This is a genomic window from Streptomyces sp. NPDC053069 (assembly GCF_044546895.1).
GTDB lineage: Bacteria > Actinomycetota > Actinomycetes > Streptomycetales > Streptomycetaceae > Streptomyces.
On the sequence record NZ_JBITZN010000020.1, the window covers coordinates 43,309 to 67,476 of the forward strand.

Sequence of the window (24,168 nt, forward strand, 5' to 3'; positions counted from 1 at the left end):
CATGGGCGCAACGTTTTCCTCGCGCCAGCGACGCAGGATCAGACGGGGAGTCTCAAGCATGAGACGTCGTATCCCGGCGACGCTGAGGGGGATGACGCTCCAGACGCGCGGTGTCGACTCTTGGGCGCCCGGCTGCTGGGGTGTCGTCGGGATGCACCGAGACCGGCAGCCCGCCCCCTGAGCAGGCTTCGCGTCCGTTTCCTCATGCCGCATCCCGTTCATAATCGGCGTTCCGCGGCGCGGGTGACAACGTGGTGGGTAGTCTCGTACAGGATTTCGCCGGGCAGAAACCGGTGCAGTCGTTACGTCCCGTCGGGGGAGGGGATGGCCCCATGTCCGGAACGAAGCCAGGCAGCTTCCACGGGGAAACCGGAGCGCGGGCCGTCGTCCTGCGGCTGTGGTGCAACATCGGCTGCTTCGGGCTCTTCAACGTCGCGCTGCTGCTGTTCATCGCTGGGCTGGTCGCCGACGGCGGCCCCATCCTCCTCCCGTTACTGTTATTGACGCTCTTTACGGTCGGCGTGCTCAGGATGGTGTGGCTGCTGCGCTTCACACTGCGCATCCGCATCAAGGAGATCGGCGAAGTCGTACCGGACCTGGTCGCCTCCGGCGCGCGGTACTGCCTGATCCTGCGCCCGTTCGGGTCCGCCGGGCACATCATCGTGCGCAGCGGCAGGGGACGGCGGTCCCTGGCCCTGGGCGGGATGAAGGTCACCTCCACCATGGAGCAGGTGATCTCGAAAGCCTGGTCCGACGCGTTCGGCTCCCAGGCGTACGCGGTGGTCGACCCCGGCCTCGCCCTGGCCCCCGGCGGCCTCGTCTACATGCGGGCCGCGCACACGGCTTGGAAGGAACCGATCGGCCGGCTCATCGAGGCCGCACACTCCATCGTCCTGATCCTGCCGCCGCACCAGGAGATCCGCAGGTCCACGTGGTGGGAGGTGCGCAAGATCATGGAACTCCAGCGCCTGGAGCGCCTCACGGTGGTCCTGCCCCCGTATGACGTGAAGGGAAGCGGGCACGCGCAGGCGAAAAGAGAGCTGTGCAAGCTCCTTGCGGTGGTGGAGGACCCGCTGTGCCTAGTCCACCTCGCCGAGGGCACCGATCCCGTCATCAACAGCGAACGTGTCAACTACTACGAGAGGAAACTGCTGCCGGCCAAGACGCTGGGCGTGCATTTCTTCAGGAACCAGGGCGGCGTCTTCCAGCACCGCGACGACGGGCCCGTCCTGTTCAGCTTCAGCACGGGGGTCGACCGCAGGTCCCTGATCCTGCGCAGGAAGAGCAAGGTCAGCGAATCCACCTATCGGCCGCTGTTGCTCGCGGCCTACCGGTCGGATGCGGAAGAACTGCCCTGAAAGGGCATCGGACCGCGAAATGTCGTACGACCGCGTACTCGACGTACAGCGATGTGGCCACGACAACACCCGGCAGGGTTGGCTGAAGCCACGGGAGCGAGCGACGGCGCAAGGGAGCGCAGCCAGGTGGGCATTGATGACCTTGACCGCCACGACTCCAAAGGTAGCGCTTTCTGCGGCACGGACGGTTCCGAGGAGCCGGTGAAAATTGTCTGGCGTTTGACATGGGGAATTGGCTGACCGTCGACAGCCGGCCGAGGTCGAGGCAGTGGTCGCGGGCAGGTGCACGCCCTGGCGCAGGCTGGAGCACGCGGGGCGGCGCATCGGTGTGCCACTGCTCGCCCAGGGTGGTTAAGGGCCCGCCTGGTGGAATGTTGCCAGGCGCGCGGTGTCCAGCGGTGGCCTTGTGCGTCCTGCTTGTTCCGGGGCTGCGACAATCTCCCGCTCCTCGAAAGGGTCCAGTGACTCAAGGAGTTCGAGGGCAAGGCTGTCGCGGCCGGTGTCGGCACCGCGCTGTTCCTCTACGGAACGCAGTCAGACCGCCAAGCCGCACCTCCGGGGAGGATGCCGGCCTCCAGGCGTGTGAGGCGGCGCAGGAACTGCTCCATGGCGACGCGGGGCGTCGGGCCGCCGGATCTGCTGGCAGACGAAGGCGTACTTCGACGCCCAGTCCTCCAGGTCATTCCATCCAGTTGCGTCACCTGCCCTGCTGGTGGCGACTCGCCCGCGTAGTCGTTGCCGTGCAGGCTCCCAGGGGCGCAGGCGGTGATGCCGGGCGTGGGAGGGGCTTCGGTGGGCCCAGAGGAAGGATGTGTCCGCTGTCCCGTGGTTGCCGGGGTCCACGACGACGGATCCGGGTGTCAGATCGTAGGCGTGGGCGAGTCATCTGCGCCCTTTTCCACCTCGCCGGAGTGGTTGGCCCCGGCCACGAGCAGCACCTGCCCGCACGGCCGACGCCCGCTCCTCGGAACGGCGGCCGCGAACGGGATCAGAGGCTCAGAGCTTGGTGAAGCACATCGTGTGGCCCAGGCCCCGGCGGGTGACCTTGATGCCGTAGTCGTACTGGGACCCGCATTGCTGGCCCGCGACCACCAGGTCGCCCATCTTGTACTCAGCCTCGGGAGAGTCACAGTCGACGACCGTCGGTACCGGACTGCCCTGAGGGTCCTCGACCTTGACGCAGTCGCCGATGGCGGGATTGTGCGATGCCGCCTCGGCCTCCTTCTTCGCCTTGCCGCCGTGGGGGTCGGTGTTGTAGTCCCAGACCCAGTAGCCGAGGGCACCGAACACGGCTATGACGATGACGGCGGACTTCAGCATCCGCCCCAGACCGCCCGGCTGCGGTCGCTGCCCTCCACGGAGAGGCTGCGGTTGCTGCGGGTGCCCATGGGGGGCCTGTGGCTGCTGCGGGTACCCGTAGGGCTGCTGCGGCTGCCCGTACGGCGGCTGATTCTGATACTGCGGTGGAGGTGTCGACATGCCTGCGGTTCCCCGTTGCTGAGTGTCGGATCTGATCAATGCGAGCGTGAGACTACCCTTCGGGATCGCACGGTCGCCAACCACGGTCACGCAGGCCGAACTTCCCCTCGACTGCGCCTCGTACGAAGCGCTCGTCACCGCCGTCCTCGCCTGGCCGTCCCGAGGCCTCGACCCCAGCGATGCCGCGGGTGGAGTTCTGCTTCACCTGCTGGCCGTGCGGTCCCGTCACCCCTCCGCCGTGTCTGCGCTGCGGTTCATGCCGCCTGTACCACGCCACAGGATTGTGAGAGCACTGTCATCCGTCCGCGATCCCACCGCCGAACTCGTGCACCGACTGCCTGGCCTGGGGTGCCACCCGGAACCTGGGCCGGCTCTGTACGGGCTGCGCGTACTGGTGCCGCAAGGACTGGGATCAGCATGAGGTGCTCGCCGCTCGCGAATGACGGGATGTCAGTTGGCCTTGTAACTCCCGAAACAGAGGGTGGGTACGGCCAAGGCGCATGGCGGGAGCAAGCCGTGGCTGGTCGAGGACGGTCTGTGGGAGCGGATCGGACCGCTGCTTCCAGTGGTCGGGCGGAGCTTTCGGTATCCGGGACGCCGGGGGATCGATGATCGCCGGGTGCTGTGCGGGATCTTGTTCGTGCTGTACACCGGCATCCCGTGGCGGCATCTACCCCAAGAGCTATTGGCGGCGGCTGCGGGACTGGAACGAAGCCGGGGTCCGGCAGCGTCTGCACGAGTTGCTGCTCGTCGAACTGCGGCCGGCCGGGATGCTGGACTTCTCCCGGGCCGCCGTCGACTCTTCGCACGTGCGCGCGATGAAGTGCGGGTCGGCCTCCGGACGTTCCCCGCTGGACGGCGGCAAGATCGGCAGCAAGCACCATGTGATTGTCGAAGCACACGGCATTCCTCTGGCGGTGACTCTGACCGGGGGAACCGCAACTACGTCACAGAGATGACCCCACCGATTCAGGCCGTTCCGCCGATCCGTGGCAGGAGCGGCCAACCGCTACGCCGCCCGACGCGCGTCCATGCCGACCGTGGCTACGACCACGACGTCTAGCGTGACCGGGTCCGCTTCCAAGGCTGGGCGTCGTTGTCGCCGCCGACGTCGGGTACGTTGGCGGACAGCAGGTGTTCGGTGCCATGTTCGAGGGCTTTGGCCGTCTCGGCGGAGCGGGGGAGCATGGTCTTCTCGTAGGCGCGGATGGCGTCGTCGACAGTGGCTGCGTTCGCGAGGGCGAGGGCGAGTTCGCTGGCGTCAAGCATGGCAAGGTTGACGCCGACGCCGAGCGGGGGCATGAGGTGGGCGGCGTCGCCGAGCAGGGTCACCGTCGGGTTGTGGTCCCAGGTGTGCGGGACGGGGAGGGCGAGGATCGGGCGGTGGACGTAGGGGCCGTCGTTTTCGGTGATCATCTGGCGCATGCGGGGCGACCAGTGGGCGTACTCGTCGCGTAGCACGGCGCGGATGCCATCGGTGTCCTCGGCGGTCAGCCCCTTGGAGCTGATCCAGTCGACCGGAACGCGCTGGATGATGTAGACGCGGATGTGGTTTCCGCTGTTGCGCTGGGCGAACAGGCTGCGTTCGCCATCAGCTGCGTGGGCGCTGCCCGGGCCGACCAGCTTGACAATCTCGGGGTGTCGGTTGTCGACGTCGAAGAACCGTGCTTCCAGGAAGCTGATCCCGGTGTACTCGGGGACGGCGGGGGATACGGCCGGGCGTACCCGGGAGAAGGCGCCGTCGGCGCCGATGACCAGGTCGGTCTCGATGCTCGTGCCGTCGGCGAAGTGCAATTGCCGCGGCCCATCGGCGGGCCCGCTGATCGTCTCGAGGGAGCGGCCCCAGCGCACAGTTCCCGGCTGTAGGGAGTCGAGCAGCAGGTCGCGCAGCTGGCCGCGGTCGATTTCCGGCTTGAAGAGCTCGTCGGCCGCCGGGACTTGGTGGGACGTGATCGCGCCGGATGGGTCCATCTGGCGCATTTCCTGCCCTTCGGGACGGGCGAGGGCGAAGAACTCGTCGAGCAGGCCGGCTTCGCGCAGGGCGACCTGGCCGTCGCCGGCGTGCAGGTCGAGGGTGCCGCCCTGGTTGCGAGAGTCGCGGCCCGGGTCGCGGTCGTAGACGGTGACCGCGATGCCGCGCCGCTGGAGGATGCGTGCGCAGGTCAGTCCGGCGGGTCCGGCGCCGATGATGCTGATGCTGGCGTTGGCGGGTTCTGGGGACTTCATGGTTGTTCCTTTCGGTCGGCGAAGAGGAGTCATCGGGCGAGTAGGAGGGGCGGCGGCACTCAGAGGTCGCCTCGGTCATGGAGGTGCCTCGCGCGTCCCCTTGATGGACGGGACGGCAACGGGTGGTGCGGTGCGGACGATGACCGTTCCGGCACGGACGTGCCGCTCAGGTGCTCACAACCTCATAAAATCAGAACAAGCAAAAAAGTGCAACGACTCTACTTTGAGAGGGGATCGACTATCGGATAGGCTCCAGTCATGACCGTCCCCCCCGTCAGTCGCCGAGACCGCAAGAAGGCAGCCACCCGGCAGGCAATCGCCGACGCCGCACTGCAGCTCTTTCTGGAGCATGGCTACGATCAAGTTGGCATCCGTGACATCGCCGACGCCGCCGACGTGTCGACCGCTACGGTGTTCAAGCACTTCAGCGGTAAGGAAGCGCTGGTATTCGACCAGGACCAGGACCGTGAGTCGGAACTGATCGCCGCGGTGCGGGAGCGACCCTGCGGTCAGAGCATCCTCGACGCCCTCCGACAGCACGTCCTCGACACATGGCCCTCGATCGAGGCACATCCTCAGGCGGCCGAGTTCACCAACCTGGTGGAGTCCACGCCGGTGTTGCGCGCGTACGCCGAACGCATGTGGACCCGGTACACCGACAGCCTCAGCGCAGCCATCGCCGACGAGGTCGGCGTGGACCACGACGACCTCGCCTGTATGACTCTTGCTCGATTCGTACTCGACATCCCGGCCCTCACTCGCGGTCGGCAAGACCGCCGAGCCGCCGTCGAGGCAATCTTCGACATCCTCACACGCGGCTGGGAACCGCCCAGTAAGCCGCCTGCCCCGTAGCCCCCACCATGCGTTTCGGCCGCAGCCACCCCTCAGCCCGGCAATGAGAACTGACATCCCCTCATTGCCGAGCAGGAAACAACTCATTCTGATCCCAGTCCTAAGTACACCGCCACTGCCGCCTGCACCGTGTTCCGGCATGACGCAGTCCTTGACGCAGACGGGATCTGCAGGCTGTGCCGCAAACAGGCCGCCCTCATCCGCTGCGCCCACACCCTGATCTCGTGGCAGGAGGTCAGCCGGCAGGGGCAGCAACTGTTCTTCGCCGATCTGTTGTCCAACCGCTGCCGCACTAATCGCCTTCCACGGGCTGACCGCCCGCCAGATCCAGGGCCGGCAGCTCACCGATGTCCGTGACGGCCACCTCGATGTCGACGGCCGAATGCTCCCGCTCGCGGCCCCGGTCCGCCGGGACCTCACCGCCTACCTTGACCACCGCCGCCGACACTGGCCCACCACTGCCAGCCCCCACCTGTTCATCCACTTCCGCAGCGCCGCCACTGCTTGCTGACGCCGAACAGCGGACGGCGGGAGGCGCCGCAGGCGATGGACCGGTCACGCCGTAGTCGCTCTCCCAGCGAGGCTTCCCCGGGGCTCCCACCAGGGGCGGGGCCGTTCACGCACCAGCACCGGCTGCGGCCGCGTCGGTGGCCCGCGAGCGGCTGATGCTGCTAGGCCTGCCTGCCGTCGCCTGGTTCCGCCTGGCGTGAGCTGGGCGCCGCGCGTCTGGCTGCGCCTGATGACGAACTGTCGGTACTGGCCCGGGACTTCCTCACCCGTTGCCGTTTCCGTTGCCGGCGTCGTGGGCGCCGGAAGGCGTTGACGGTCCGAGCACAGGGCCGCGCGGGTACGGGTACGAATGCCCGTGCGTGCTCGCGGCAGGCCGTCCATACTGGGTCGATGACCTCGTCACCACGGCGTTTTCGCGATCCGGGCAGGAAGCCCTACGACTTTCTTGTGGACGCCGTCCTGGTCCACTGCCCCGGCTGCGGAGGTCAGGCCCGGATCGCTCGGCTCTCGTCCGAGACGTATTGGTGGTCACCGCGTCGGCTGACCTGCGCTGGGTGCGGTCTGTCGCGCATGAACCATGGCAAGGTCCTGTCCTTCGCCGGGCGCGTGGCTGAGCCGACGGATCCGTGGTTTGGTCTCCCACTGTTGTTGAAGGCTCGCACCCGGCACGGGTACGTGTGGGCGTACAACCGTGAACACCTGACGCTGATACAGCAGTTCGTGGAAGCCACCCTGCGCGAACGTACGCCCTGGTACGACATGAACGCGAAAATGACGGCGGTTGCCCGGCTTCCGCGATGGATGGTCAAGGCCGGTAACCGAGACGAGATCCTGTGCGCCCTCAGCCGCGCGGCCACAGCACGCTGACGTTCACGTTCGTCGCCAGTGAACTGCCCACCCGCCAACGCGAACCCAGCGACATCCCGCGGCGCCCTGTGGGCGGCCCGGCAGGGGGCCTGAATGCCCTGCGGCCTCGGGTGCAGCGGCCAGCTGCGCGTGTGGTGACCAGACAGTGCGGCTCGAGGCCCAGGAGCGTTCCATTGCGCCCGCGGCGAGATGGGGCCGGTGCGGGCCCCACCAGGGATGGGACGCCTGTCCCCCCCCCCCGGGGGGCGCCGACCGTTCCGGGGGCACGGCGGGGTGCTGCGCCTGGGATTAACTCGGTGCCGCTCGGTATGCCCGCTTGAGAATGGCGACCAAGGAGCGAGCTGCCGGGATGCTTGCTCCCGTCGAACAACGGACGGCAGGAGACGCCGCAGGTCGATGACCAGTCACGCCCGTACTCGCTCTCCAAGCGGGGCTTCAGCGAGGCTCCCACTACGCGCGGTGGCGCCTTCGGCTCGGCCACGACAGGCCCCAGGACCGCGCATGGCCCCGCTCCGTGCCCGCCCGCACCTACCGCACCGGGCCGGCACTCCAGGGCGGCACTCGAGCACCCGGGTCCCGTCAGGGGCCCGGTCCCGGTGCCCGTGTGAAGCCCCCGACAGGGGGCTTTCCCATGTCGGCCAACGGCCGGACCCGCCGGAGTCGGTGTTGCATGGCGTCTGTGGACGTGGCGGCCGCCGCGCCGAGCACGACGACCCACTGAGGGAAGCCGGCAGCAGACCGGAACGCCCTGAGCTGCTGCGCTGATGATGCATCATTGAAAATCCCCAACCCCTTTTGGGGATGGGACAGACCTGCTCGCTGAGATCCCCACCCACCCGTCGCCGTGACGCACACCCCCCTTCATGCGGTCCTGGCCGGTGCGGCACAATCGCGGTCAACTGGGCGGGCAACGGTGAGGGTGGGAACGTGGGGCTTTTTGGCTCGCGAAGCCGACGCAAGGGCATACCGAACGAGCTGGCGCTACTGGCTGCGGCTGCTGAGAACCCCGGTGGCAGCGTCGCCGAGATCGACCCGACGTATATCGACGACCCGAACGGCTACGTACCTCCCGAGGCGATCCGCGGCGCGTGGTTGGTGGACAGCAGCGGGAACCTGACAGGTGAGTACCAGGAGAATCCCTGTCACGGGGTGCCACAGGACGACTTCAGCAAGCTCACTGATCCTGATCACTGGCTTGGCTGGCTCGGCGATGATCCCGCGACCGCCGTCCGCAAGGGCATCGAGGAGTCCTTGCGCGCCCAGGTGGCAGACGCAGTGGTCGAGTGGGTCAAGATCCTTGAAACGCCCCGATTTCTCACCGGGGGGCGTCGGCATACTGAGGACGAACAGGTCATGTTGGTCACCCGCGCGGCACTCGCCGCGCCGTTTGCGTTGTCCGTGCGCACCGCGCAGCACGGGCGTTCCATCCTCCTGGGGGTGTTCTCCTGGGCGGCGGTGAACCTCTCACCGCCCGGAGTCCGCAAGGATAGGCACTGGTTCGACCTGGGCGTCGGGCTGGACTGGGCCGGTGAACGCCTTCAAGGGCGGATCTACGAGATGGACGGCGAGGACGGCACCACCGAGCGTTAGAGCGGCAATGCCACGCCGTACCGACGCCTCGGACCGGATACATGACGCCGTAGGCGCCCTTGACGGGGAGGGGCCGTCCGAACCCTCAACTGGCGGGCGAATCCGCCCCCTCCGTTCACAGTGCACCAAGTGGGGAACGTGAGCAGCCCTGGGGAATTTCAGGGCTCCGTCCGCATTCCGTGAATCCCCAGGTCGGTGAGGTGAGCGAGGGACCGTTTCGACAGAGTATGTCTCGGCATGGTGAGCACGACGGTCGAGGCTGTGCTGCTTCCCGGGATCGATGTGCGTGTGGAGCGCGTCAGCGACTCCTCCGACCTCCTTGTGGTGGAGGCGGTGTCTCCGCTCGCCCCGGCCGGTGCCCAGCCAATCTGCATGACTGCCAAGCCTTGATACCGCTGATGCGTGGCATTCCGCCGATCCGTTCCCGCCGTGGCCCCCGGCGACGGCGTCCAGCCAGGTTGCACGCCGACAAGGGCTACGATTCGAGCACCTGCGCGCCTGGCTGCGGCGGCGGCAGGTTGTGCCGGGCATCGCTCGCCGCAGCATCGATGCCTCCGACCGGCTGGATCGGCACCGCTGGATGGTTGAACGCACCCTGTCGTGGCCCACTGGCTGCCGCCGGCTCCATCGCCGCTACGAGCGCAAGGCCGAGCACTCCCTCGCCTTCGTCGAGATCGCCGGCGCGCTGATCTGCTGTCGACGGTGCCCCAAACCGCGTGACACCACCGAGACGGCTGCACGAGGATCAGTGCCGTGAACGCAGTTGATGAGTCCGAAGTCGTGGTGGCCCGCTTGTGGCAGGAATTCATGAGTGAGCTGTGGCCCGCCCGGCTGAACGGTGCCGAGTTGGCCGGCATCGACCTCGTGACGCTCGATGCCGACCTCGCCGGGTGCGTGGACACGTGGTTGAACAATGGCGGTCTCCTCGACGCGCGGCGCATCAGGACCCTGAACCGGCGCATCCGCGAGCTGGAGCAGGTCCTGAAACACCTAACCGAGGAAGACGCACCTCGAAGGTGGCAGCGCCTGCACCAACTGGCTCAACGCGTCTCAGACGACACGCCGTGCCCCACCAACTGAGGCTTCCTCATAGTCGCCGCGCTCCTGGATGAGGAGGCCACCGTCAAGGTACTGCGCCGGCAGTACGGGCGAGTGTGGCTCATGCCCCTCAACCCGGCCTACGAGCCGATCCCCGGCGACCAGGCGCAGATCCTCGGCAAGGTCGTCAGCGTCCTCCGCGTCCCCTGAACAGCCCGGCCTGCAGCGCCGCTACGTGCCCCAGTGGTGGATGAACAGCATCAACGCCACGGATGCCGACACCTGGCGAGCGATCCCGCCGACCGGACCGGAGCTCCGACTCGGCGCCCCCGACGACCCACTGGTGCAAGAAGTCGCCAAAAGCAGGCACGTCTGCTGCAGGCCAGCCGCGTCGGCTACCGTAAGCGCGACACCCTGTACGAGGCATACGTCCCCGACGGCACACTTTTCGGAGGGCAATCGCTTCCACCGATCCGCGGTCCGAGCCCGGAGGCGAGCAGCCGCGCCAACCTTCTCCTTGGCCGCGGCAGCGGCAGCGGCAGCGGCATGCGCGCCCGCCCAGGCCGGGACGAAGAATTCGACCAGCTGCACACCGACTACTTCGGCCGTCTGGGACCGACACCGCGTGTATGCTGCCGCCGTCCTCGCTCTGCAGCGGGCCCGAACCTGACACCGCCTCGCGAGATCGAAGTTGCCATGCTTCTGCGGCGACTTCATCCGCCCACCGAGCCCTCTAAGGACGGGTGCGGCACCTTGGCCAACAACAAGCCGGGCCTCTCAACCCATAAGAGGGCGACGGGCTACGTCATCAATTCGATGTGGGGATGCTCGGGTGCCGCCGGGCAGACGTAGAGCTGCTGCCTGTAGCCGCTGCCGATCTGGACCGCGGTGGGCTGGTTGGGGTCGAAGTGCTCCGATCCGGAGGGCGGTTCAGCATCTGGGTCCTCGGACGGGGACCAACTGCGCCCCTCGTCGTCCCCTTCTTCGAACGTGGCGATGGTCAGCAGGACTTCCATCTCAGTGCCGCATTCGGGGCAGGGCCGCGGAATGGGGTCAGTGGAGTCCCAGGCGGGCCAGCCGCCGACCTTCCAGCCAGGCGCACTGGACAGCACGCAGTCGTAGTACGTCCACGGGTCCATGTCCTCCTCGGCTGCCTCCGGCACACTCCACTGCCTGAGCTGCTCCTGCAGTTCCGCACTCAGCTCCAGATGGTCGGGGTATTCAGTGACCTGCTCCGGGTGGAGCAGGCACGGCTCGGGCAGGTAGGAGTCGAACTGCATCGCGGGCGGTTCGGGGGGCGTTGTGAGGATGTCGGTGATGGTGACTGCCGACCGCCAGACCAGCACGGTCCTCGGCATGATCGGATGATCGAAGGGACACCACAGAATCTGCAGCAGGTCCGCCCCTTCAGGCGTGTGCAGATCGGGCACATCCCGTGCGTACAGTTGCGCGACGGGCAGCATCGCTATGGAACCGTCGTACGGCTGGACCGCCACCCTCACCGGATATGTCCGAGGGGGCCGGATTCGCTCAAGGGTCTCTCGTTCCTGCGGGGTCAGGCTCCTGCCGCGCGAGGCGGCACGGATTTGTCGTTCCAGCCGTACATCAGCTGGGGACAGGGCCGGGTTCATCCCGTCCACCACATGGGGGCCCTCGCAGTGGGGCCACGGCTCGTCGGCGGGCTACAGCAGAGGCCCGCCGATCGAGCTGTCCCACCACGTCGGTGCCCCGGGGCGGGGATGCAGACGGGTCGCCGTGCGTGCCAGCGGAGCCAGTTGAGGAAAAATCGCGGCAACATCGAGTGGCCGTGGTGGAGTGACAGGAGTGCCATTCATAGCCACGATCTTGCCAACTGCCTCTGACAACGGCTCTCGCAGCCTCCCCAGGCAGTACTCTCCAACCGCTCCATAGCTGTCTTGGCCTGCACTTCTCAGGTTCTCGAAACTCACCTACAAAGCCAGCCAGGGGTGTGCCGGCAGCCGCTGACGTTGCCGCCGGTACTTCAGAGAAGGTCGACGTACAGCTTGTGCGCAAGCTGGGCGCCGCAGCCGCCCAGCGGAATCCCGCACCAGAACGTGTCGTGGGCATGCACGCGGCGGAGCCCACCCAGTTCCATGGCCTCGGTCGGCAGTATGACAGGCACGTCCGAGTGTCCGGATGCTGACCCGAGTGAACCCTCCAAGGCGGCTTGTGGCTCGCCGGACCGTCATGGCCTACCGAAGGAGGGGCGGTCGTCACAACGAGCGCGCCTGGGGCTGTACGATCTGCGGCGGGCAAGTCGCGCACACCTCTCCCCGTTCACTGGCGGCCACACCGCAGGTGATCTATCGGCCAAGACACCTCACGTTGCTGTGCCGTCAAGTTGGTCGACCGTGAGGGCCGGGGTCTTCGAACAGCCCCGACCGCGCTTGGAGAGAATCCCGGCATGGTGATGGCACGGCACTGGTACTCCTCGTCGCCCGTCGTGGACGGGCACCCACTCCTGGACGAGCCGGGCTTCTGGCCTGCGTACTTGGCGGATCTGGCCGAGGGTTTCGCGCCGGAGGCCTTCGGATCGGACGCCGGCGACGCGGACGCCATGCTGGACACGCTCCACGACCCGTCGGCGTGGCCCATGTTCACGGTGCCACTGGCCGGCGGCTTCGCGATCGTCGTGCACTTCAACAGCGGCGAGGAGTTCACGACCACGGACTACTTCCTCACGCATCCCGACTGGAGCCAGGATCTCGTCCTGTCCAGCGACGATCAGGATCGCATCGGCCCTGGCCTGTGCTGGCTCGAGCTCGCCGCCCTGGTGGAGGCACCACCGGGTGCGGCGGGCGTCACCGACCCTCATGCCCGTCTTCTCCTTCTTCTGCCTGTTCTCGGCGACGCGGCGGTTCCGGAGGAGGCCGTGACGTCGGTGGTCGAGGCTCTGGTCGCTCAGGGTGCGCCCGAGGCGAGCGATGCATTGGCCAGACACCTGCTTCAGGGGCACCCCATGTGGGGCGTGGAGGACTGGTGGTTCGACGATGACGAGCAGAGCTGGATCTGCGAGGGCGAGCACAGCCCCCGCAAAGTCCCCCTCGGCGACCAACTGCCGCCGCAACAGCGAGCCGCTCTCGAAGCCTGCCTCACTCCCCGCTGACTGTCTCAAGCCGCGGCGACAACGGCCTCGGCGGGAGGAGCCCCGAAGGCGAGCGATTCGTCGTAGGCCGTGCCTTGCCTCAGGCAGTAGTAGAGCTGTCCGATCATGCGGTGGAAAAGGTTCCGTTGGGCGGCCGCGTGCCAGTCGCCTTGTTCACGGCGGAGCCAGTAGTGGGCGTTCGCCCCGGTGGACGCCCCGAGTGAGGCTAGGGCCCAGAGATAGCAGCCGGTCGTTCTTCACCCACCGTCTGGTGATGGCGGACTTCAGGCCAGAGGCACGGGTGATGGGTGAGGAGCCGGCGTAGACCTTTAGCCCGCGGGCGTCGGCGAAGTGCAGGACCCGAATACCGGAGACGACCGGAGTGATCGCCACCCAAGGGATGTCGCGCTGCCGGCCGCCGGACTGATGGTTGCCGGACTGATGGTTGCCGCGGTCGTCGGTGGCGTTCTTGTATTCGTGGCCGTAGATCAGGTGCCGGCCGGTGCGGCTGGAGTCGTCGGGTTCCGGGTCGGGACAGCAGCCGCGGCGAAGCCCGAGCACTTCTCCCAGACGCACCCTGGTGAGGTAGGCGATGACGATGAAGTACGCGGTGACCAGCAGCCGGATCGGTCCGGGCGTCTCGGCGAAGTCAAGGGCCTCGCGCCATGGGCGCCCCGCGATGCGGCCGGTGACCGGCGTGGGCAGGGGACAGGGCCCGGGGTGCTGCACGGCCGTGGCCACCAGACCGCGGCGCGCAACGTACAGGGCGACCTGGTGGCGGGAGGCGCCAGTGATGCCGCCGATGTAGTACCGGGCGAGCCCGTACTCCTCCTGTTGGCCCTTGAGCCGTACGGCGGGCAGCGTGCCCGGGCGGCGACCAAAGGATCCAGACGGGCCTCCAGCGCCGTCTGGCCGGCCGGGGTGCTGGGGTTCGTCCTGTCCGGCCTCCGCCAAGCGCTGGGTGTCGGCGAAGCCGACGAGGATGTCCTGGGCGAAGTCGTCGACCATGCGCAGGGCCCAGACGAGCAGCGGTCCCATGGTCTCCTCGGCCGGCACCTCGCTGGTGTTCTCCCCGCTGCCACTGGAGGAGGCGGCTGGCACGAAGTCGTCGGCGCCCAGTTCGTGCCAGGGCGGCAGGGCGATGCCCGTGGGGCGGGCGGAGAGCCGGTCGAACGCCCAGAGCCGGTGAGAGTACCGAGGATCTCCAGCACGCGGTCCCTGCTGGCCCCGGCTGCGAGAAAGTGTTGGTCGTAGGCGTCCCAGACGGCGGTCGTGCACTCGGCGAGCGAGGTCAGGCCGCGCTCATCCAGCCAGGCTGCCAGACACATCCACTGCCGTACGGCTTCGGTGAGGTCGTTCACGCTGATACGGCCCCGCAGTCGGCGGGCCCGTTCGGACGGGAACGTGGGCCGCAGGCCGGTACGGTCCCAGGCCGACAGCCTGGTTGATCAAGGGAGGGCGGCGGGCAGGTCAAAATGCCTCTTCAGGGATATCCAACCAAAACTTCCCCAGGACTACTGAAGCCCCATAACCCTCTCTATTGAATTTCAGCGTCCGGGGGTGGTAGTTGGATTGCCTCTTGTTCCTCTACATGGGCAACGCCCCCCACGTTGCCGATTGCGTCCCGTTGGCTTTCTGACACCGTCCCGGTGATGATGCCAATCGTCGGGAGAACCTGCTGGACCTGCATTCCGGCTGCCCGAAGCTGGTCTGCAACCGCCTTGATACGTTCCTGATGAGCGTCATCGACGGTGACCGTGATGTTCTGATCCATGCTGACACCTCCAGGTTCTGTCTTTTGACGCCAGTGGCCGGATACTCAAGGGGCCGCGGGGCCTGTGCCGGTTGGCCGACGGGGCGGCCGGCCAACCGAGGGGCGTGACTACTGCGGGGCCTGCACCAGGCCCGCGCCCACGTCCACGGAGGAGATGGGAAGCCGCCGCGCCGACCGGATGAGCAGTGCATACAGGGCGGCGCCGCCCATGCCGGTGGCCTGCGCCCACAATGCGGCGCAGCCCGCCACGTGCGGGGTGGCCATGCTGGTGCCGGAGATCGTCTTGTACCGGTCGGGCATCTTCCACGAGGAATACACATTCACGCCGGGTCCGACGATGTCGACCTGGCCGCCGGCGACCGGGTTGCTACGCGCCGAGAAGTTCGCGATGTCCAGTTGGGAGTCTACCGCGCCGACAGCCATGATGGACGGGCTGTTCGCCGGCCTGCCGACGAACCCAAATCTGCCGCGGGCTCGGTCGGCGTTGTTGCCGGCAGCGGCAATGATCAAGCAGTTGTTCGCCAGCGCCCGCCGACCGGCCGCCTCATAGGCCGCCGACACGGTGGGCACGTCGGCTCCGAGGGACATGGAAATGACCCGGCAGTGGTTATTCACGGCCCATTCCATGCCGGCCAGGATCTGCGCGTCGGTTCCGGTGCCCTGGTTGTTCAAAACCTTGCCGATGAAGATGTTGTCGTTGTGGGCGATGCCGTAGCGGCGGGTGCCCCCCGGCGGGCGCTGCGGCCCGGACGTGGTGCCGGTGCAGTGTGTGCCGTGACCGTGACCGTCCTCTGGTGTCTGGTTGGGGATGAACGATTTGCTCGTGATGCGGCGGCCGGCAAAGTCGGGGTGGCTCATCGTGAACCCGGTGTCCAGAATCGCGACCGGCACCCCCTGCCCGCTGAACCGGGACGTGTTGGCTCGTACGGCCTGCAGGCCCCAGGTAAACGCCGCCGTGTCGGCAAACAACGGCGCGGCCTCCACCGCGACACCGGCAGCGCCGCCGTTGGCGTGCTCATACAGCTCGTTCGCAGCGTCCCGATACCCCCGCAGGTACTCCGCAGCGATCACCCCCGGCTGCTGCAGCGCATGGACCATCAGCTCCGGCTCCACCGCCTCGATCCGCTCGTCCTCGGCCGCCGCCGTGCTCAACGTCTCCAACCGGTCCTCCGCACCGGCGACCACCGCGATCCCCAGCGTGGGATACAGCACGGCCTCCGACTCGGTCAGCTCGTGTAGCTCAGCGGCGCCCTCGGACAGCTCACGACTTTCCACGACGTTCGACACCCCGGCCAACGACTGGCACGTCGCCCTCATCGCGTTCGCATCGCCCACCACATCATCGGCCAAGGTCAGCACATAACGCCCCGTCGGCTCGCCCGCCTCACCCCTCAGGTACTCCGACAGAGCGCCGTCGACCTCGCCGTCACCAAATTCACCCGGCACGCTCATCATCACTCAACACACCCTCTCTTCGCTCGTTTGGTGAAAGGCCGCGCTTTCCGAGTCGGCACTGCCTGGCGGCACTCATTTGCCGACCCAACGACACACTCACTGCCGTGCTCGATGGGTCCCGGGATCGTCCCAGGTCGGGCTGCGGCAAGCCGCCGATAAAGCGGGGCGGTGCTGCGTTGCTGCCGCGGGCATATGCCACAGCAACGTGCGGAAAATCTGTACCCGGCGCTCAACGAGACGAACTTGGCTCTGCCTGCGTTCACCTTTTTGGCCGTGGGGATGTTCCATCCTGACTTTCCGCAGATCGCGGGTTCGGCCCTCGGGGAAGGGCGTGCGTCACCCGCAGCGGCGGCTCCATCCACGACCTGCGCGGCTACAACCTCAACGACGCCGCCCTGAGGCAGCACCTTCGACGGCGGGATCAGCGGCCTCGCGATTTCCCGCAGGCCGTCCGGAACTGTCCAACTCCCCGTACCCGCCTCATGAACGGACCAACGTCCGCCTCACCACGTAGGACACGATCCTAGTCGACCAAAGCATCCCATTCACCCTGTACATCTGTAGTCGTGTCTGTGCTGCGGTAGATCATGATGCCTTCCAGCGGCAACCCTTAATGTCGGTCTATAAAAGGCGTACATGCCAGCAGGGGCCGATGTTCCTGCCGGGAGGCGCGGTGACTGTCAAAAAGGCGCTGCCTTCAAGGGTGAACTTAAGCGATACGTAACGCTGATCCGGGTTGAAGGCATGGGTGCATGAGCCCGTGCGCCATGGCGATACGCCGAATATCGCCCGTTCGAGTCGTGCTGACGGCGAACTGCTCGCTGACGCGGGGGCGTTCTGAGAAGGAAGGTCGGATTCCAGGACGGAGAGATGTCCTCCCCGCCGGTGTGGGGGAGGAGCTGCGGGTCCGCGCGGACAGTGGTGACCGATACGCCGCGCACACGCTGGCCAATCTGCTCGAACATCAGGGAGACATCGGCGGACTGCGCGCCCTCGCCGACAGCGGCTACCCCGGCGTCGACATCCGTCTGACCAGCCTGCCTACCGCTCTGATCGCCTCGCTTCCCACTCTCATCCAAGAAGGGGAGCGCCATCAGCCGGCCCCGGACGATCCCCACTGCGGTCTCCTCGTGGACCTGACCGACTGGTAGGACTGCGTCGCGCGGATCCCCTCCGTCGTTGACGGCATCACTGGGCATGTAGGGGCTGGTCGGTCGAGTTACTGGACACGTAGACCGGTCGCCAGCGCCAGACGTCGGGCGCTCCGCTGCGGGGGTGCTGTGCTGTGCCGGTGCTCTCCGCAAGCGACTGCATCCTTTGGCCTACTGTGTTTTCAGCCCTGTGGAGGACGATCTCACGGCACCACCGCGAGAGGGTTGATCCGTGCGAACAACCATCGGATACACCGTCGAAAGCATTGGCTACGTCGTAGGAGCACAGGGGCTCGTCAGCTTCGCTTCGCGGACCTTCTTCGGCACGGAGTGGGGCTGGATGCACAAGGTCGTCGACCTTCCGTCCACCGCTTACCTCGGCGTCGTCGTCGTGGGGCTGGCGCTCATCGTCGGCGGGGTGAAGACGCGGAAGGCGCCCGAGCGCCAAAAGACCGCCTGACCGGCGGGCCTTTCAGCCCGCGACTCCCATTTCCGTGTCGTCGTCGAAGCCCGCAAGCCGCCCGCCGCGTGACCAGCGCTTACAGCGGGCGGCCTTGTGCCCGCCCGCCGCGGCTTGCGCCTGGCCTTCACTGTCCGCCTGGCAAAAACTGGTTACCTGCACCCCTCCGGCAGCCGCACCGACTCTCCCGGCATCCGCCGCGACGTCATCCAACGCGCCGACCACAGCGAAGAACGCTCCTGCGGCTCCGCCCAGACCGGGGGCTTCGACGCCACTGAATTCGCCCGCCGGGTCGACGCCGCCAGCGGAGACGTCACGGCAGCCGTCCACCAATGGCTCGTGGAAACCGGACGCATCCACGCCGACGCCCAGGTCCTCCACCTCGAGATCCGCACCTGGCGTCCTCGGTAACCGACTGCATCTCGATGACCTGAGCAGTGCCGTCCCCAGCCAATGCTCATCAAGCGGCCACTGCTGCTTCCTGCCCTGCACTGAGAATTTCGAGTTGTAGTTGGGTAGTGACGGTTCAGTCCGCAGCATCAGCTCCGGCACAGCCTGATAGCCTGCGATCTTCGCCGGTCACCCGGACGGAGTCCCCCGGCGGGTCGCCATGTCACACCATCAGCAACTCATGACAGCCCTCGATGCACTGGACCGCGCCTTCGCCTCTGAAGAGCCGTTCCCCATCGGAGGTTGCACGTACTGCTACGGCGAGGAGGGACTCGCTGAACTCTCCAGGCCGCTGCACCTCATACCCGACGACATGGTGTCCGCGGCCGCTGGAGAGGTACCCAGCCACTGGGACGACTTCCCGCGTCTCTACCGCCGTCTTGTCCCGCGCATCATCCGACCCCTTGTCGCCGGTCAGTTCCACGTCTCCGAGGAGCTGATCGCCTCCCGCCTGGTCGAGGCGGGCTGGAGCACCTGGGACGCGCCCCTGGCCGACGCTCTGCGCAACGTCTGGACCGCATGGTGGCAGGCCACATTGCACACCCACCCCAGCCCGGTGTCCATCAGGGACATCCTCGGCCTCATCACTGTCGCCACCGACAGCCTGCGCCCCTGGCTGGACATATGGACCGCCACCCGGACCCCGGCCGCCGACGCGCACTTGGCGGACCTGATGGTCGACGTGCTGTTCGAGTACGAGATCACCGACCTGAGCCTGGGGTTCTACAGCGAGTACCACGCCACCGCGGAGCTGGTGGAATGGCTCCTCACCGATGTGCGCGACCGTGTCACCGACTCCCGTCTCGACGACCCGGACTTCATTCACCACCTCCAGCAGCTGATCAGCGCTCCAGCTGACGTCTCAACCGACGCGGTTCACAAGGACGACTTCTGAGCTCTTGGGGTTGGTGTCGGCTGGTTGGTGAGTGTGAGTCCGGTGCCGGTGAGGCAGCCGTCGATCAGGTCGGGGCGGAGTTGGATGTGGCGCAGGCCCCGGCGGAGAGTGCGTTCGAGGTGTTCATCGTCGGTGAAGGCGGTAATGGCCAGCGGCCCACGCCGTAGCAGCGACCAGACGCCCTCGACCGGGTCAGGTCTGGCGCGTACGAGGGCAGTTGGATGATGGTGAGCCACTCGTGTACAGCCGCGTACTCGCGCATTCCCGCGGCTCGGTGGGTGTTGAGATTGTCCCAGATCAGCACGATGGGAGCCTGGAGCTGGATGTGGGCGCGGACGACCAGGTCGCGGTAGTCGCTCGAGGTGAAGGTGTCGCGTCCCCTGCCCTTGTGCTCGCGGTGGCGGCGCGGCCGGTAGATCAGCCGGGACGTCTCGCCCGGTTTGTAGCAGCACATGGTGCCGCGATCGACCAGCGGCGCCAGGAGCGGCCCTGCACCCGCACCACCGGCGTGCGTTCACGCCGTCACCGACCGTGGGCCGCGAGAGCGTACCGCGCCGGGAGATGACGCTGGGCTGATGTTCTGCCGTGGGATCGCCGGCAGTGGGTGGTGGACGAAGTCGGTTGCCGCGGTGAGGGCCTGTCGGGCCTCGTCCGTCGCCGTTGCGGGCTGATTGCGTTCCCGGGCCAACTTGTGGATCTCTCGTACGAAGCTCTCCAGCAGATCGGTCAGGTTGGCCTTCTCCAGGTCGGTCGTGCGGTTGTCGACGACTGCGGCGATGTCATCGAGCCACCACTCCGCCATGTCGTCGACCACGAGACCGTCTCTGTGCTCCAGGAGCTGGTGGCACAGCCGACGGGCGATCGGGAAGCGTGGCAGGTTCCTGGCGATCCGGCCCAGCCGCTCTACCTCGTCGGCCGTGTCCATCAGCTCGTACTCGCGGCACCGTCTTTCCTCCTACAACTCACGGCCGGCGAGGTCCTGCTGCGCGTCTTGCCCCGCACTTCGTCAGGGTGCGGTCCGCCGGCCGGACAGGGGCTCTCGCCGTTTCCGAGGCCTTGGCCGCCAGAGTTGCCTGGGCGGTGGCGGCGGTCAGCTTGTCTCGCGTAGCCGGCCGGTGTCCATGGGCGCAGTGAGCGAGCTGCCGGGGATGTCGTCTGATGTCGGGCGGTACACGGTCAGGGCCTCGGCGAGCTTGTCGAGGAGGAGGGCAGAAGGAGCGTCGGTCACCTCGCCGTCGTAGGCCATGCAGGCCTCCTCGGGGAGGCCGGAGATCAGCAGGCGCTTCGGCGTTGCGGCTGCGTAGAACGGTGTCCTCGCCAGTCGGCCGACGCACGCTGCCGCCAGCAGGCGAGTGCGGGCGAAGCGGCCGGCGTGGGCGACCCGCACGTCGAGCATGCCGTCGGCCAGGTCGTGGCGCCGGACCGGTGCGATGCCGACACTGCGGTACAGGCCGTTTCCCGCGAAGAGCAGCCACAGCGACCGGCGGTGTCCGTTCACCTCGACCTGCATGGGAGCGGACTGGCGGAGGATCCGGGCGACCCCGAGGAGGGTGGCGGGTGGTCCGCCGATCCTTGGAGCCCATCGTTCGCGCAGCCGTACCAGCTCCGGGTAGACGCCAATGCTGAAGGTGTTGAGGAAGTAGGCCGGCTCGGTGCCGCCATCCGTTGTGCGCAGGGGTCGGATCCGGCCGACGTCGGTACGGACGGCACTGCCTTGCATCACCGCGGTGCAGGCGTCGGCTACTGTGTCGACTCCCAGATCGGCGGCGAAGTGGTTGAACGTGCCGCCGGGGAGCACCATGAGGGGCACGTCGGCCGTGAGTGCGGCGGTCGCGGCTGCGTTGACGGTGCCGTCGCCGCCGCACACTCCCAGTGCGCCGCCCCGGTTTGCAGCTTCCCGGGCCGCCTTCGCCAGTACCTTGGGCAGTGGGCCGGCCTCCTCGTCGTAGAGCACGACTTGGGCCTGCGGCAGCATTGTTCTCAACTGCTTGATGGGGTCGGCAAGTTGAGGTTGGCTCCCGGAAGACGGGTTGACGACGACGACCAGTCCCTCTCCTTCGGGGAGTGCGGGCACGTCCGCTCGCGGCCGGGCCGGCGGCGGCATCTGCGAGCGGGATGGCACCATGCCGCGCACCGCATAGGCGGCACCCACTCCGAGGGCCGCACCAGCCAGGACATCACCTGGATAGTGGACTCCGGTGTAGACGCGGGAGAAGGCTACCGATGCGGCCAGCGGAGCCAAGGCTGCGCCCCAGCGCGGTGACTCCTGGGCAACCCCCGACACGAACGCGGCGGCCGAGGCGGCATGCCCGGAAGGGAAGGAACTGGTGAAGGGCCGGCGGGGCAGGGGCCGGACGACCGGCACGGCGTCCAGTGCCGGCCTGGCCCGGCCGACGGAGCGTTTGCCGATGGTGTTCACCGTGACCGAGGCCAGCGCCAGTGATGTCACCCCGCGGACAGCGGCCCGACGGCCGCGCGCCCCTGCGAGGGCCCACATACCGAGGGCGACGCCGCCCCACAGCAGACCGTGGTTGGCGCTCCGGCTCAGGCTCGGCAGCACCGTTTCGGCTGCGGGCCCCTCGCGCGCCGCCACGCTCTGGAACAGCGATTGGTCGGCGGCGCGTAGCAGGTTCCGGATGGGGTGCCGGGCTCGATCACTCATGGACCCCCTTTACCCCACCGAACGTCTCGCACCCGTTCCGGCTGCTGTTGGGGTTACTCGGCCTCTGCCGACTACGCCTTCCGGCCTCTGGTTTGGTCGCCGCGCCCGGGGCGGGCCACGCCCGCCCCCGGCGGCGCGCAGCCGGATCGTCCCACGGACCCGGCGCACTGGCCCCCTGGCTGCTTTTCCGAACCAGCACGGCCTATTGGCCACGTACCCCTGGTGCAGAAGACCAGACCTCGGATCACTCTTCCGGAGCCCGCTGTGTTCGGTCGGCCCCCAAGGGCGGGGAGCCCAATGCCCGTACGAGATGGGCTGGATACGTTCGTCTCCGACATGGGGCCGTGGCGTTGCATGGCCTGGGATATTGGTATCCGTGATTGGTTCAGGCCTGCTGAACCTTGCAGTCCACTGGTTCGACCGCCGTCCGGTGTACTTGGCGGACACCAGTGACCGGCCGCGGGCTGGTGCCGAGTGCCTTGGCCATGCCGGTCACGTTGTGGTCGGAGCGCTGTTCAGCCGCCTCGACGGCGTCTGCGGGCGCGGTTTCGGGGGACATTGCGCCCTCCCTCCTCGCTGCAGGAAGTGAGGGTGTTCCTACCCGAAGGAGTACACGGGAACCGGGTCCCGGACATGGTGTCCAGCACGCGAACGTATGGTCCCGTAAGGCGTGTGCGTTCGTTCGACGGCGTGTCGCCACGGCGGCGTGGAAGGACCGGGCGGGCCACCTGGAGTTACCCGTGTACATCTCAACACCGCAGAATGCGCTGGGCGGTGGCGTTTGAATCGCTTTCCACTCATCGGACGAACATCTATCACCCTGCCGCGGGAAGCCGGAGAACGACGAGCAATCCGATGCTGCTGCAGGGAGGAACAGTGATCGTCCCCGGTAGGAGACAAGCCACCAGCGCACCCCGGCGCCTGGTACTCCGCAACCGCCCGGACGCTGCCGCGAAGGCACGCCAGGTCTCCCGGCGGTTCGTGCACCAACTCGCTCCACCGGTCGACGACCGATCCGCCCAGGACGTGGACCTCGTCGTCACGGAACTCGTGACGAACGCGGTGCGGCACGCCCGCGGTACGACCTGCGTGCTGAGTCTCGACGCACGGCCGGACGCCGTCGAGGTGACCGTCCTCGACTCGGATCCCGAACCGCCTCGCCCTCGGAAACCGGACTTCAGCGGACGCCTGGGAGGATTCGGCTGGCCCATGATCCGTCGTCTGGCCAGAAAGGTCACCGTGGTGCTGGTTCCCAACGGCAAGGCCATCTGCGCCCTGGTTCCCAGATGACTCGCACCGCGTCCCCGTATGGGAACACGCGGCTTTTTCCCGGTCAGCGCGGTTCGGTCCCGTATCCACACACCCAGGTCAGCCCGGCGTGCAGCCCGCGCAGATAGTCGGTGTTTCCGGGCAGGTTCCCGGTGTCCTCCAACTGGACCGTGACCGCGTCCAACTCGGCGGTCAGCAGCGCGAGATCAGGTGGACCTGGTACACCCCGACCGGTGACCGGGGAACTGTCGGCCCTCCCCAGTGCCCACTCGTAGGCCACCGCTTCCCCGGCACGGAACTGGGGCGATTGTGCTCCCTGGCCATCCGTCAGGGCGGCGAGGGCGGACGAGACCTCTGAGCGCTGCCGCACGCCCACCGACTCGGCCTCGCCGCCGTCCCTGTCTTCCCTGGTGTTCATTTTCCATCCGTTTCACTTCGTGAACGTATCAACTGGGTGAGCAAGGGTTCAGCGGACCCGCGGGGACCGTGGGCCTCGGCGGCGGAGCCGCGTCGCCCCATAGACGAGGTCGGCGACGGACGAGGACGCCGATGACCAGAAGGTAGAACAGGCCATGCGCGGCGACTCCGAGCGAAGAGTGCGGGCTCGTCGCCAGCGGGCAGTAAACCGTCGGTTCGATCGAAGGTGCCTTCTTGACCGGACTCTTAGGGCTGGTGACTCTCAGATGGCCCGGGCCCACGGTGGCGCCGCCGAGCGGGACGAATACGAGACGGCGCCGGGTAGACAGTCCCACGGTGACCGTGGCGAACACGGCGTTGTCGTTCGCCGTGTCCACGTACACCGACTCCAGCGTGCCGATCTTGTGACCGCCGGGATCCACCACATCGTGCCCGCGCCATTCCCGAATGTCATCCGCCTCGAACATCACCGGCCTCCTGCGGCTGAGCTCCCCTCCATCGTGCGCTCGAACCACGGAGAGGGCATTCACATGCACCGGAAGAGTCGGGGCATCAGGAGCTTGGAGACCCGGGCACCCCTGGTCCACAGCCTGCCGACCCGCACATCAG

General features: G+C 67.5%; 25 protein-coding genes and 4 pseudogenes. 13 read left to right on the plus strand and 16 right to left on the minus strand.

From position 1 onward, the window contains the following. The first annotated feature begins 332 nt into the window (after window positions 1-332). Window positions 333-1,358 (plus strand): hypothetical protein, encoded by a 1,026-nt coding sequence (locus tag ACIGXP_RS34960; RefSeq protein WP_399775344.1) that lies wholly within the window; start codon window positions 333-335, stop codon window positions 1,356-1,358. Between the two features lie 996 nt (window positions 1,359-2,354). Here the strand turns inward: ACIGXP_RS34960 and ACIGXP_RS34965 are convergent. Next, window positions 2,355-2,678 (minus strand): hypothetical protein, encoded by a 324-nt coding sequence (locus ACIGXP_RS34965; RefSeq protein WP_363220577.1) that lies wholly within the window; start codon window positions 2,676-2,678, stop codon window positions 2,355-2,357. Window positions 2,679-3,357: 679 nt separating this feature from the next. Here ACIGXP_RS34965 and ACIGXP_RS34970 point away from each other — a divergent pair. Then, window positions 3,358-3,897, plus strand: a pseudogene (locus ACIGXP_RS34970) (IS5 family transposase); the annotation flags it as partial. On the opposite strand, the gene ACIGXP_RS34975 reads toward ACIGXP_RS34970, so the two are convergent. Then, window positions 3,897-5,063 carry an FAD-dependent oxidoreductase gene (locus tag ACIGXP_RS34975; RefSeq protein ID WP_399775346.1) on the minus strand — a complete coding sequence of 389 codons (1,167 nt, stop codon included), beginning with the start codon at window positions 5,061-5,063 and terminating at the stop codon, window positions 3,897-3,899. The pseudogene ACIGXP_RS34970 and the gene ACIGXP_RS34975 overlap by 1 nt on opposite strands. Before the next feature lie 258 nt (window positions 5,064-5,321). Here ACIGXP_RS34975 and ACIGXP_RS34980 point away from each other — a divergent pair, with 258 nt between their 5' ends. Further along, window positions 5,322-5,915, plus strand: a complete 594-nt coding sequence (locus ACIGXP_RS34980; RefSeq protein ID WP_399775348.1) for a TetR/AcrR family transcriptional regulator — start codon at window positions 5,322-5,324, stop codon at window positions 5,913-5,915. A gap of 292 nt (window positions 5,916-6,207) precedes the next feature. Here the strand turns inward: ACIGXP_RS34980 and ACIGXP_RS34985 are convergent, their stop codons facing one another. Beyond that, window positions 6,208-6,351 (minus strand): hypothetical protein, encoded by a 144-nt coding sequence (locus ACIGXP_RS34985; protein WP_399775350.1) that lies wholly within the window; start codon window positions 6,349-6,351, stop codon window positions 6,208-6,210. A 644-nt stretch (window positions 6,352-6,995) separates the two neighbouring features. On the opposite strand from ACIGXP_RS34985, the gene ACIGXP_RS34990 reads away from it, so the two are divergent. The 5 genes and pseudogenes from ACIGXP_RS34990 to ACIGXP_RS35010 all read left to right on the plus strand — a co-directional run. Continuing rightward, complete coding sequence (locus tag ACIGXP_RS34990) at window positions 6,996-7,292, plus strand: hypothetical protein (protein WP_399775352.1); 297 nt, start codon at window positions 6,996-6,998, stop codon at window positions 7,290-7,292. Between the two features lie 927 nt (window positions 7,293-8,219). Next, window positions 8,220-8,882 carry a hypothetical protein gene (locus ACIGXP_RS34995; protein WP_399775354.1) on the plus strand — a complete coding sequence of 221 codons (663 nt, stop codon included), beginning with the start codon at window positions 8,220-8,222 and terminating at the stop codon, window positions 8,880-8,882. A gap of 332 nt (window positions 8,883-9,214) precedes the next feature. Continuing rightward, a pseudogene (locus ACIGXP_RS35000) lies at window positions 9,215-9,639 on the plus strand (transposase); the annotation flags it as partial. Then, window positions 9,636-9,962 (plus strand): hypothetical protein, encoded by a 327-nt coding sequence (locus tag ACIGXP_RS35005; protein WP_399775355.1) that lies wholly within the window; start codon window positions 9,636-9,638, stop codon window positions 9,960-9,962. The pseudogene ACIGXP_RS35000 and the gene ACIGXP_RS35005, both read left to right, overlap by 4 nt. 9 nt (window positions 9,963-9,971) lie before the next feature. Then, window positions 9,972-10,130, plus strand: a pseudogene (locus ACIGXP_RS35010) (LexA family protein); the annotation flags it as partial. 590 nt (window positions 10,131-10,720) lie between these two features. Here the strand turns inward: ACIGXP_RS35010 and ACIGXP_RS35015 are convergent. Both ACIGXP_RS35015 and ACIGXP_RS35020 read right to left on the minus strand, forming a co-directional pair. Further along, window positions 10,721-11,416, minus strand: coding sequence for a non-ribosomal peptide synthetase (locus ACIGXP_RS35015; protein WP_399775357.1), 696 nt, complete (start codon window positions 11,414-11,416; stop codon window positions 10,721-10,723). 506 nt (window positions 11,417-11,922) lie between these two features. Continuing rightward, entirely contained in the window at window positions 11,923-12,063 is a 141-nt protein-coding gene (locus tag ACIGXP_RS35020; RefSeq protein ID WP_399775359.1) for a hypothetical protein, read from the minus strand. Window positions 12,064-12,345: 282 nt separating this feature from the next. Between ACIGXP_RS35020 and ACIGXP_RS35025 the strand changes: the two genes are divergently transcribed. Next, window positions 12,346-13,047 carry a hypothetical protein gene (locus tag ACIGXP_RS35025; protein WP_399775361.1) on the plus strand — a complete coding sequence of 234 codons (702 nt, stop codon included), beginning with the start codon at window positions 12,346-12,348 and terminating at the stop codon, window positions 13,045-13,047. 153 nt (window positions 13,048-13,200) lie between these two features. Here the strand turns inward: ACIGXP_RS35025 and ACIGXP_RS35030 are convergent, their stop codons facing one another. The 4 genes from ACIGXP_RS35030 to ACIGXP_RS35045 all read right to left on the minus strand — a co-directional run bounded on the left by ACIGXP_RS35030 (window position 13,201) and on the right by ACIGXP_RS35045 (window position 17,185). Beyond that, window positions 13,201-14,304 carry a hypothetical protein gene (locus ACIGXP_RS35030; RefSeq protein WP_399775363.1) on the minus strand — a complete coding sequence of 368 codons (1,104 nt, stop codon included), beginning with the start codon at window positions 14,302-14,304 and terminating at the stop codon, window positions 13,201-13,203. Window positions 14,305-14,563: 259 nt separating this feature from the next. Further along, entirely contained in the window at window positions 14,564-14,800 is a 237-nt protein-coding gene (locus ACIGXP_RS35035) for a hypothetical protein (RefSeq protein WP_363220657.1), read from the minus strand. A 108-nt stretch (window positions 14,801-14,908) separates the two neighbouring features. Further along, complete coding sequence (locus tag ACIGXP_RS35040) at window positions 14,909-16,255, minus strand: S8 family peptidase (RefSeq protein WP_399775556.1); 1,347 nt, start codon at window positions 16,253-16,255, stop codon at window positions 14,909-14,911. Window positions 16,256-16,876: 621 nt separating this feature from the next. Beyond that, window positions 16,877-17,185, minus strand: a complete 309-nt coding sequence (locus ACIGXP_RS35045) for a galactose oxidase-like domain-containing protein (protein ID WP_399775558.1) — start codon at window positions 17,183-17,185, stop codon at window positions 16,877-16,879. On the opposite strand from ACIGXP_RS35045, the gene ACIGXP_RS35050 reads away from it, so the two are divergent. Continuing rightward, window positions 17,143-17,406 (plus strand): hypothetical protein, encoded by a 264-nt coding sequence (locus ACIGXP_RS35050; protein ID WP_399775365.1) that lies wholly within the window; start codon window positions 17,143-17,145, stop codon window positions 17,404-17,406. The two genes, ACIGXP_RS35045 and ACIGXP_RS35050, sit on opposite strands and share 43 nt — an antisense overlap. 232 nt (window positions 17,407-17,638) lie before the next feature. Next, a complete protein-coding gene (locus ACIGXP_RS35055; RefSeq protein WP_399775367.1) occupies window positions 17,639-17,866 on the plus strand; it encodes a hypothetical protein in 228 nt (75 codons plus the stop codon). 12 nt (window positions 17,867-17,878) lie between these two features. Here the strand turns inward: ACIGXP_RS35055 and ACIGXP_RS35060 are convergent, their stop codons facing one another. Next, window positions 17,879-18,418 (minus strand): hypothetical protein, encoded by a 540-nt coding sequence (locus tag ACIGXP_RS35060; protein WP_399775368.1) that lies wholly within the window; start codon window positions 18,416-18,418, stop codon window positions 17,879-17,881. A gap of 58 nt (window positions 18,419-18,476) precedes the next feature. On the opposite strand from ACIGXP_RS35060, the gene ACIGXP_RS35065 reads away from it, so the two are divergent. Then, complete coding sequence (locus ACIGXP_RS35065; RefSeq protein ID WP_399775370.1) at window positions 18,477-19,211, plus strand: hypothetical protein; 735 nt, start codon at window positions 18,477-18,479, stop codon at window positions 19,209-19,211. A 64-nt stretch (window positions 19,212-19,275) separates the two neighbouring features. On the opposite strand, the gene ACIGXP_RS35070 is transcribed toward ACIGXP_RS35065, so the two are convergent. From ACIGXP_RS35070 to ACIGXP_RS35085, 4 genes are all read right to left on the minus strand, one after another. Then, the gene (locus ACIGXP_RS35070; RefSeq protein WP_399775372.1) at window positions 19,276-19,665 is read right to left on the minus strand and encodes a transposase; all 390 of its coding nucleotides are present in this window, start codon (window positions 19,663-19,665) and stop codon (window positions 19,276-19,278) included. Window positions 19,666-19,725: 60 nt separating this feature from the next. Then, a complete protein-coding gene (locus ACIGXP_RS35075) occupies window positions 19,726-20,136 on the minus strand; it encodes a hypothetical protein (RefSeq protein WP_399775373.1) in 411 nt (136 codons plus the stop codon). Between the two features lie 165 nt (window positions 20,137-20,301). Beyond that, complete coding sequence (locus tag ACIGXP_RS35080; RefSeq protein WP_399775375.1) at window positions 20,302-21,873, minus strand: bifunctional phosphatase PAP2/diacylglycerol kinase family protein; 1,572 nt, start codon at window positions 21,871-21,873, stop codon at window positions 20,302-20,304. A gap of 385 nt (window positions 21,874-22,258) precedes the next feature. Beyond that, window positions 22,259-22,432: a hypothetical protein gene (locus tag ACIGXP_RS35085; protein WP_399775377.1), complete on the minus strand. Its 174-nt coding sequence runs from the start codon at window positions 22,430-22,432 to the stop codon at window positions 22,259-22,261. Window positions 22,433-22,749: 317 nt separating this feature from the next. Between ACIGXP_RS35085 and ACIGXP_RS35090 the strand changes: the two genes are divergently transcribed. Further along, the gene (locus tag ACIGXP_RS35090; protein ID WP_399775379.1) at window positions 22,750-23,163 is read left to right on the plus strand and encodes an ATP-binding protein; all 414 of its coding nucleotides are present in this window, start codon (window positions 22,750-22,752) and stop codon (window positions 23,161-23,163) included. Between the two features lie 43 nt (window positions 23,164-23,206). Here the strand turns inward: ACIGXP_RS35090 and ACIGXP_RS35095 are convergent, their stop codons facing one another. Beyond that, window positions 23,207-23,560 (minus strand): hypothetical protein, encoded by a 354-nt coding sequence (locus ACIGXP_RS35095; protein ID WP_399775381.1) that lies wholly within the window; start codon window positions 23,558-23,560, stop codon window positions 23,207-23,209. Window positions 23,561-23,685: 125 nt separating this feature from the next. Continuing rightward, window positions 23,686-24,026 (minus strand): annotated as a pseudogene (locus ACIGXP_RS35100) (PRC-barrel domain-containing protein); the annotation flags it as partial. Window positions 24,027-24,168 lie beyond the last annotated feature (142 nt).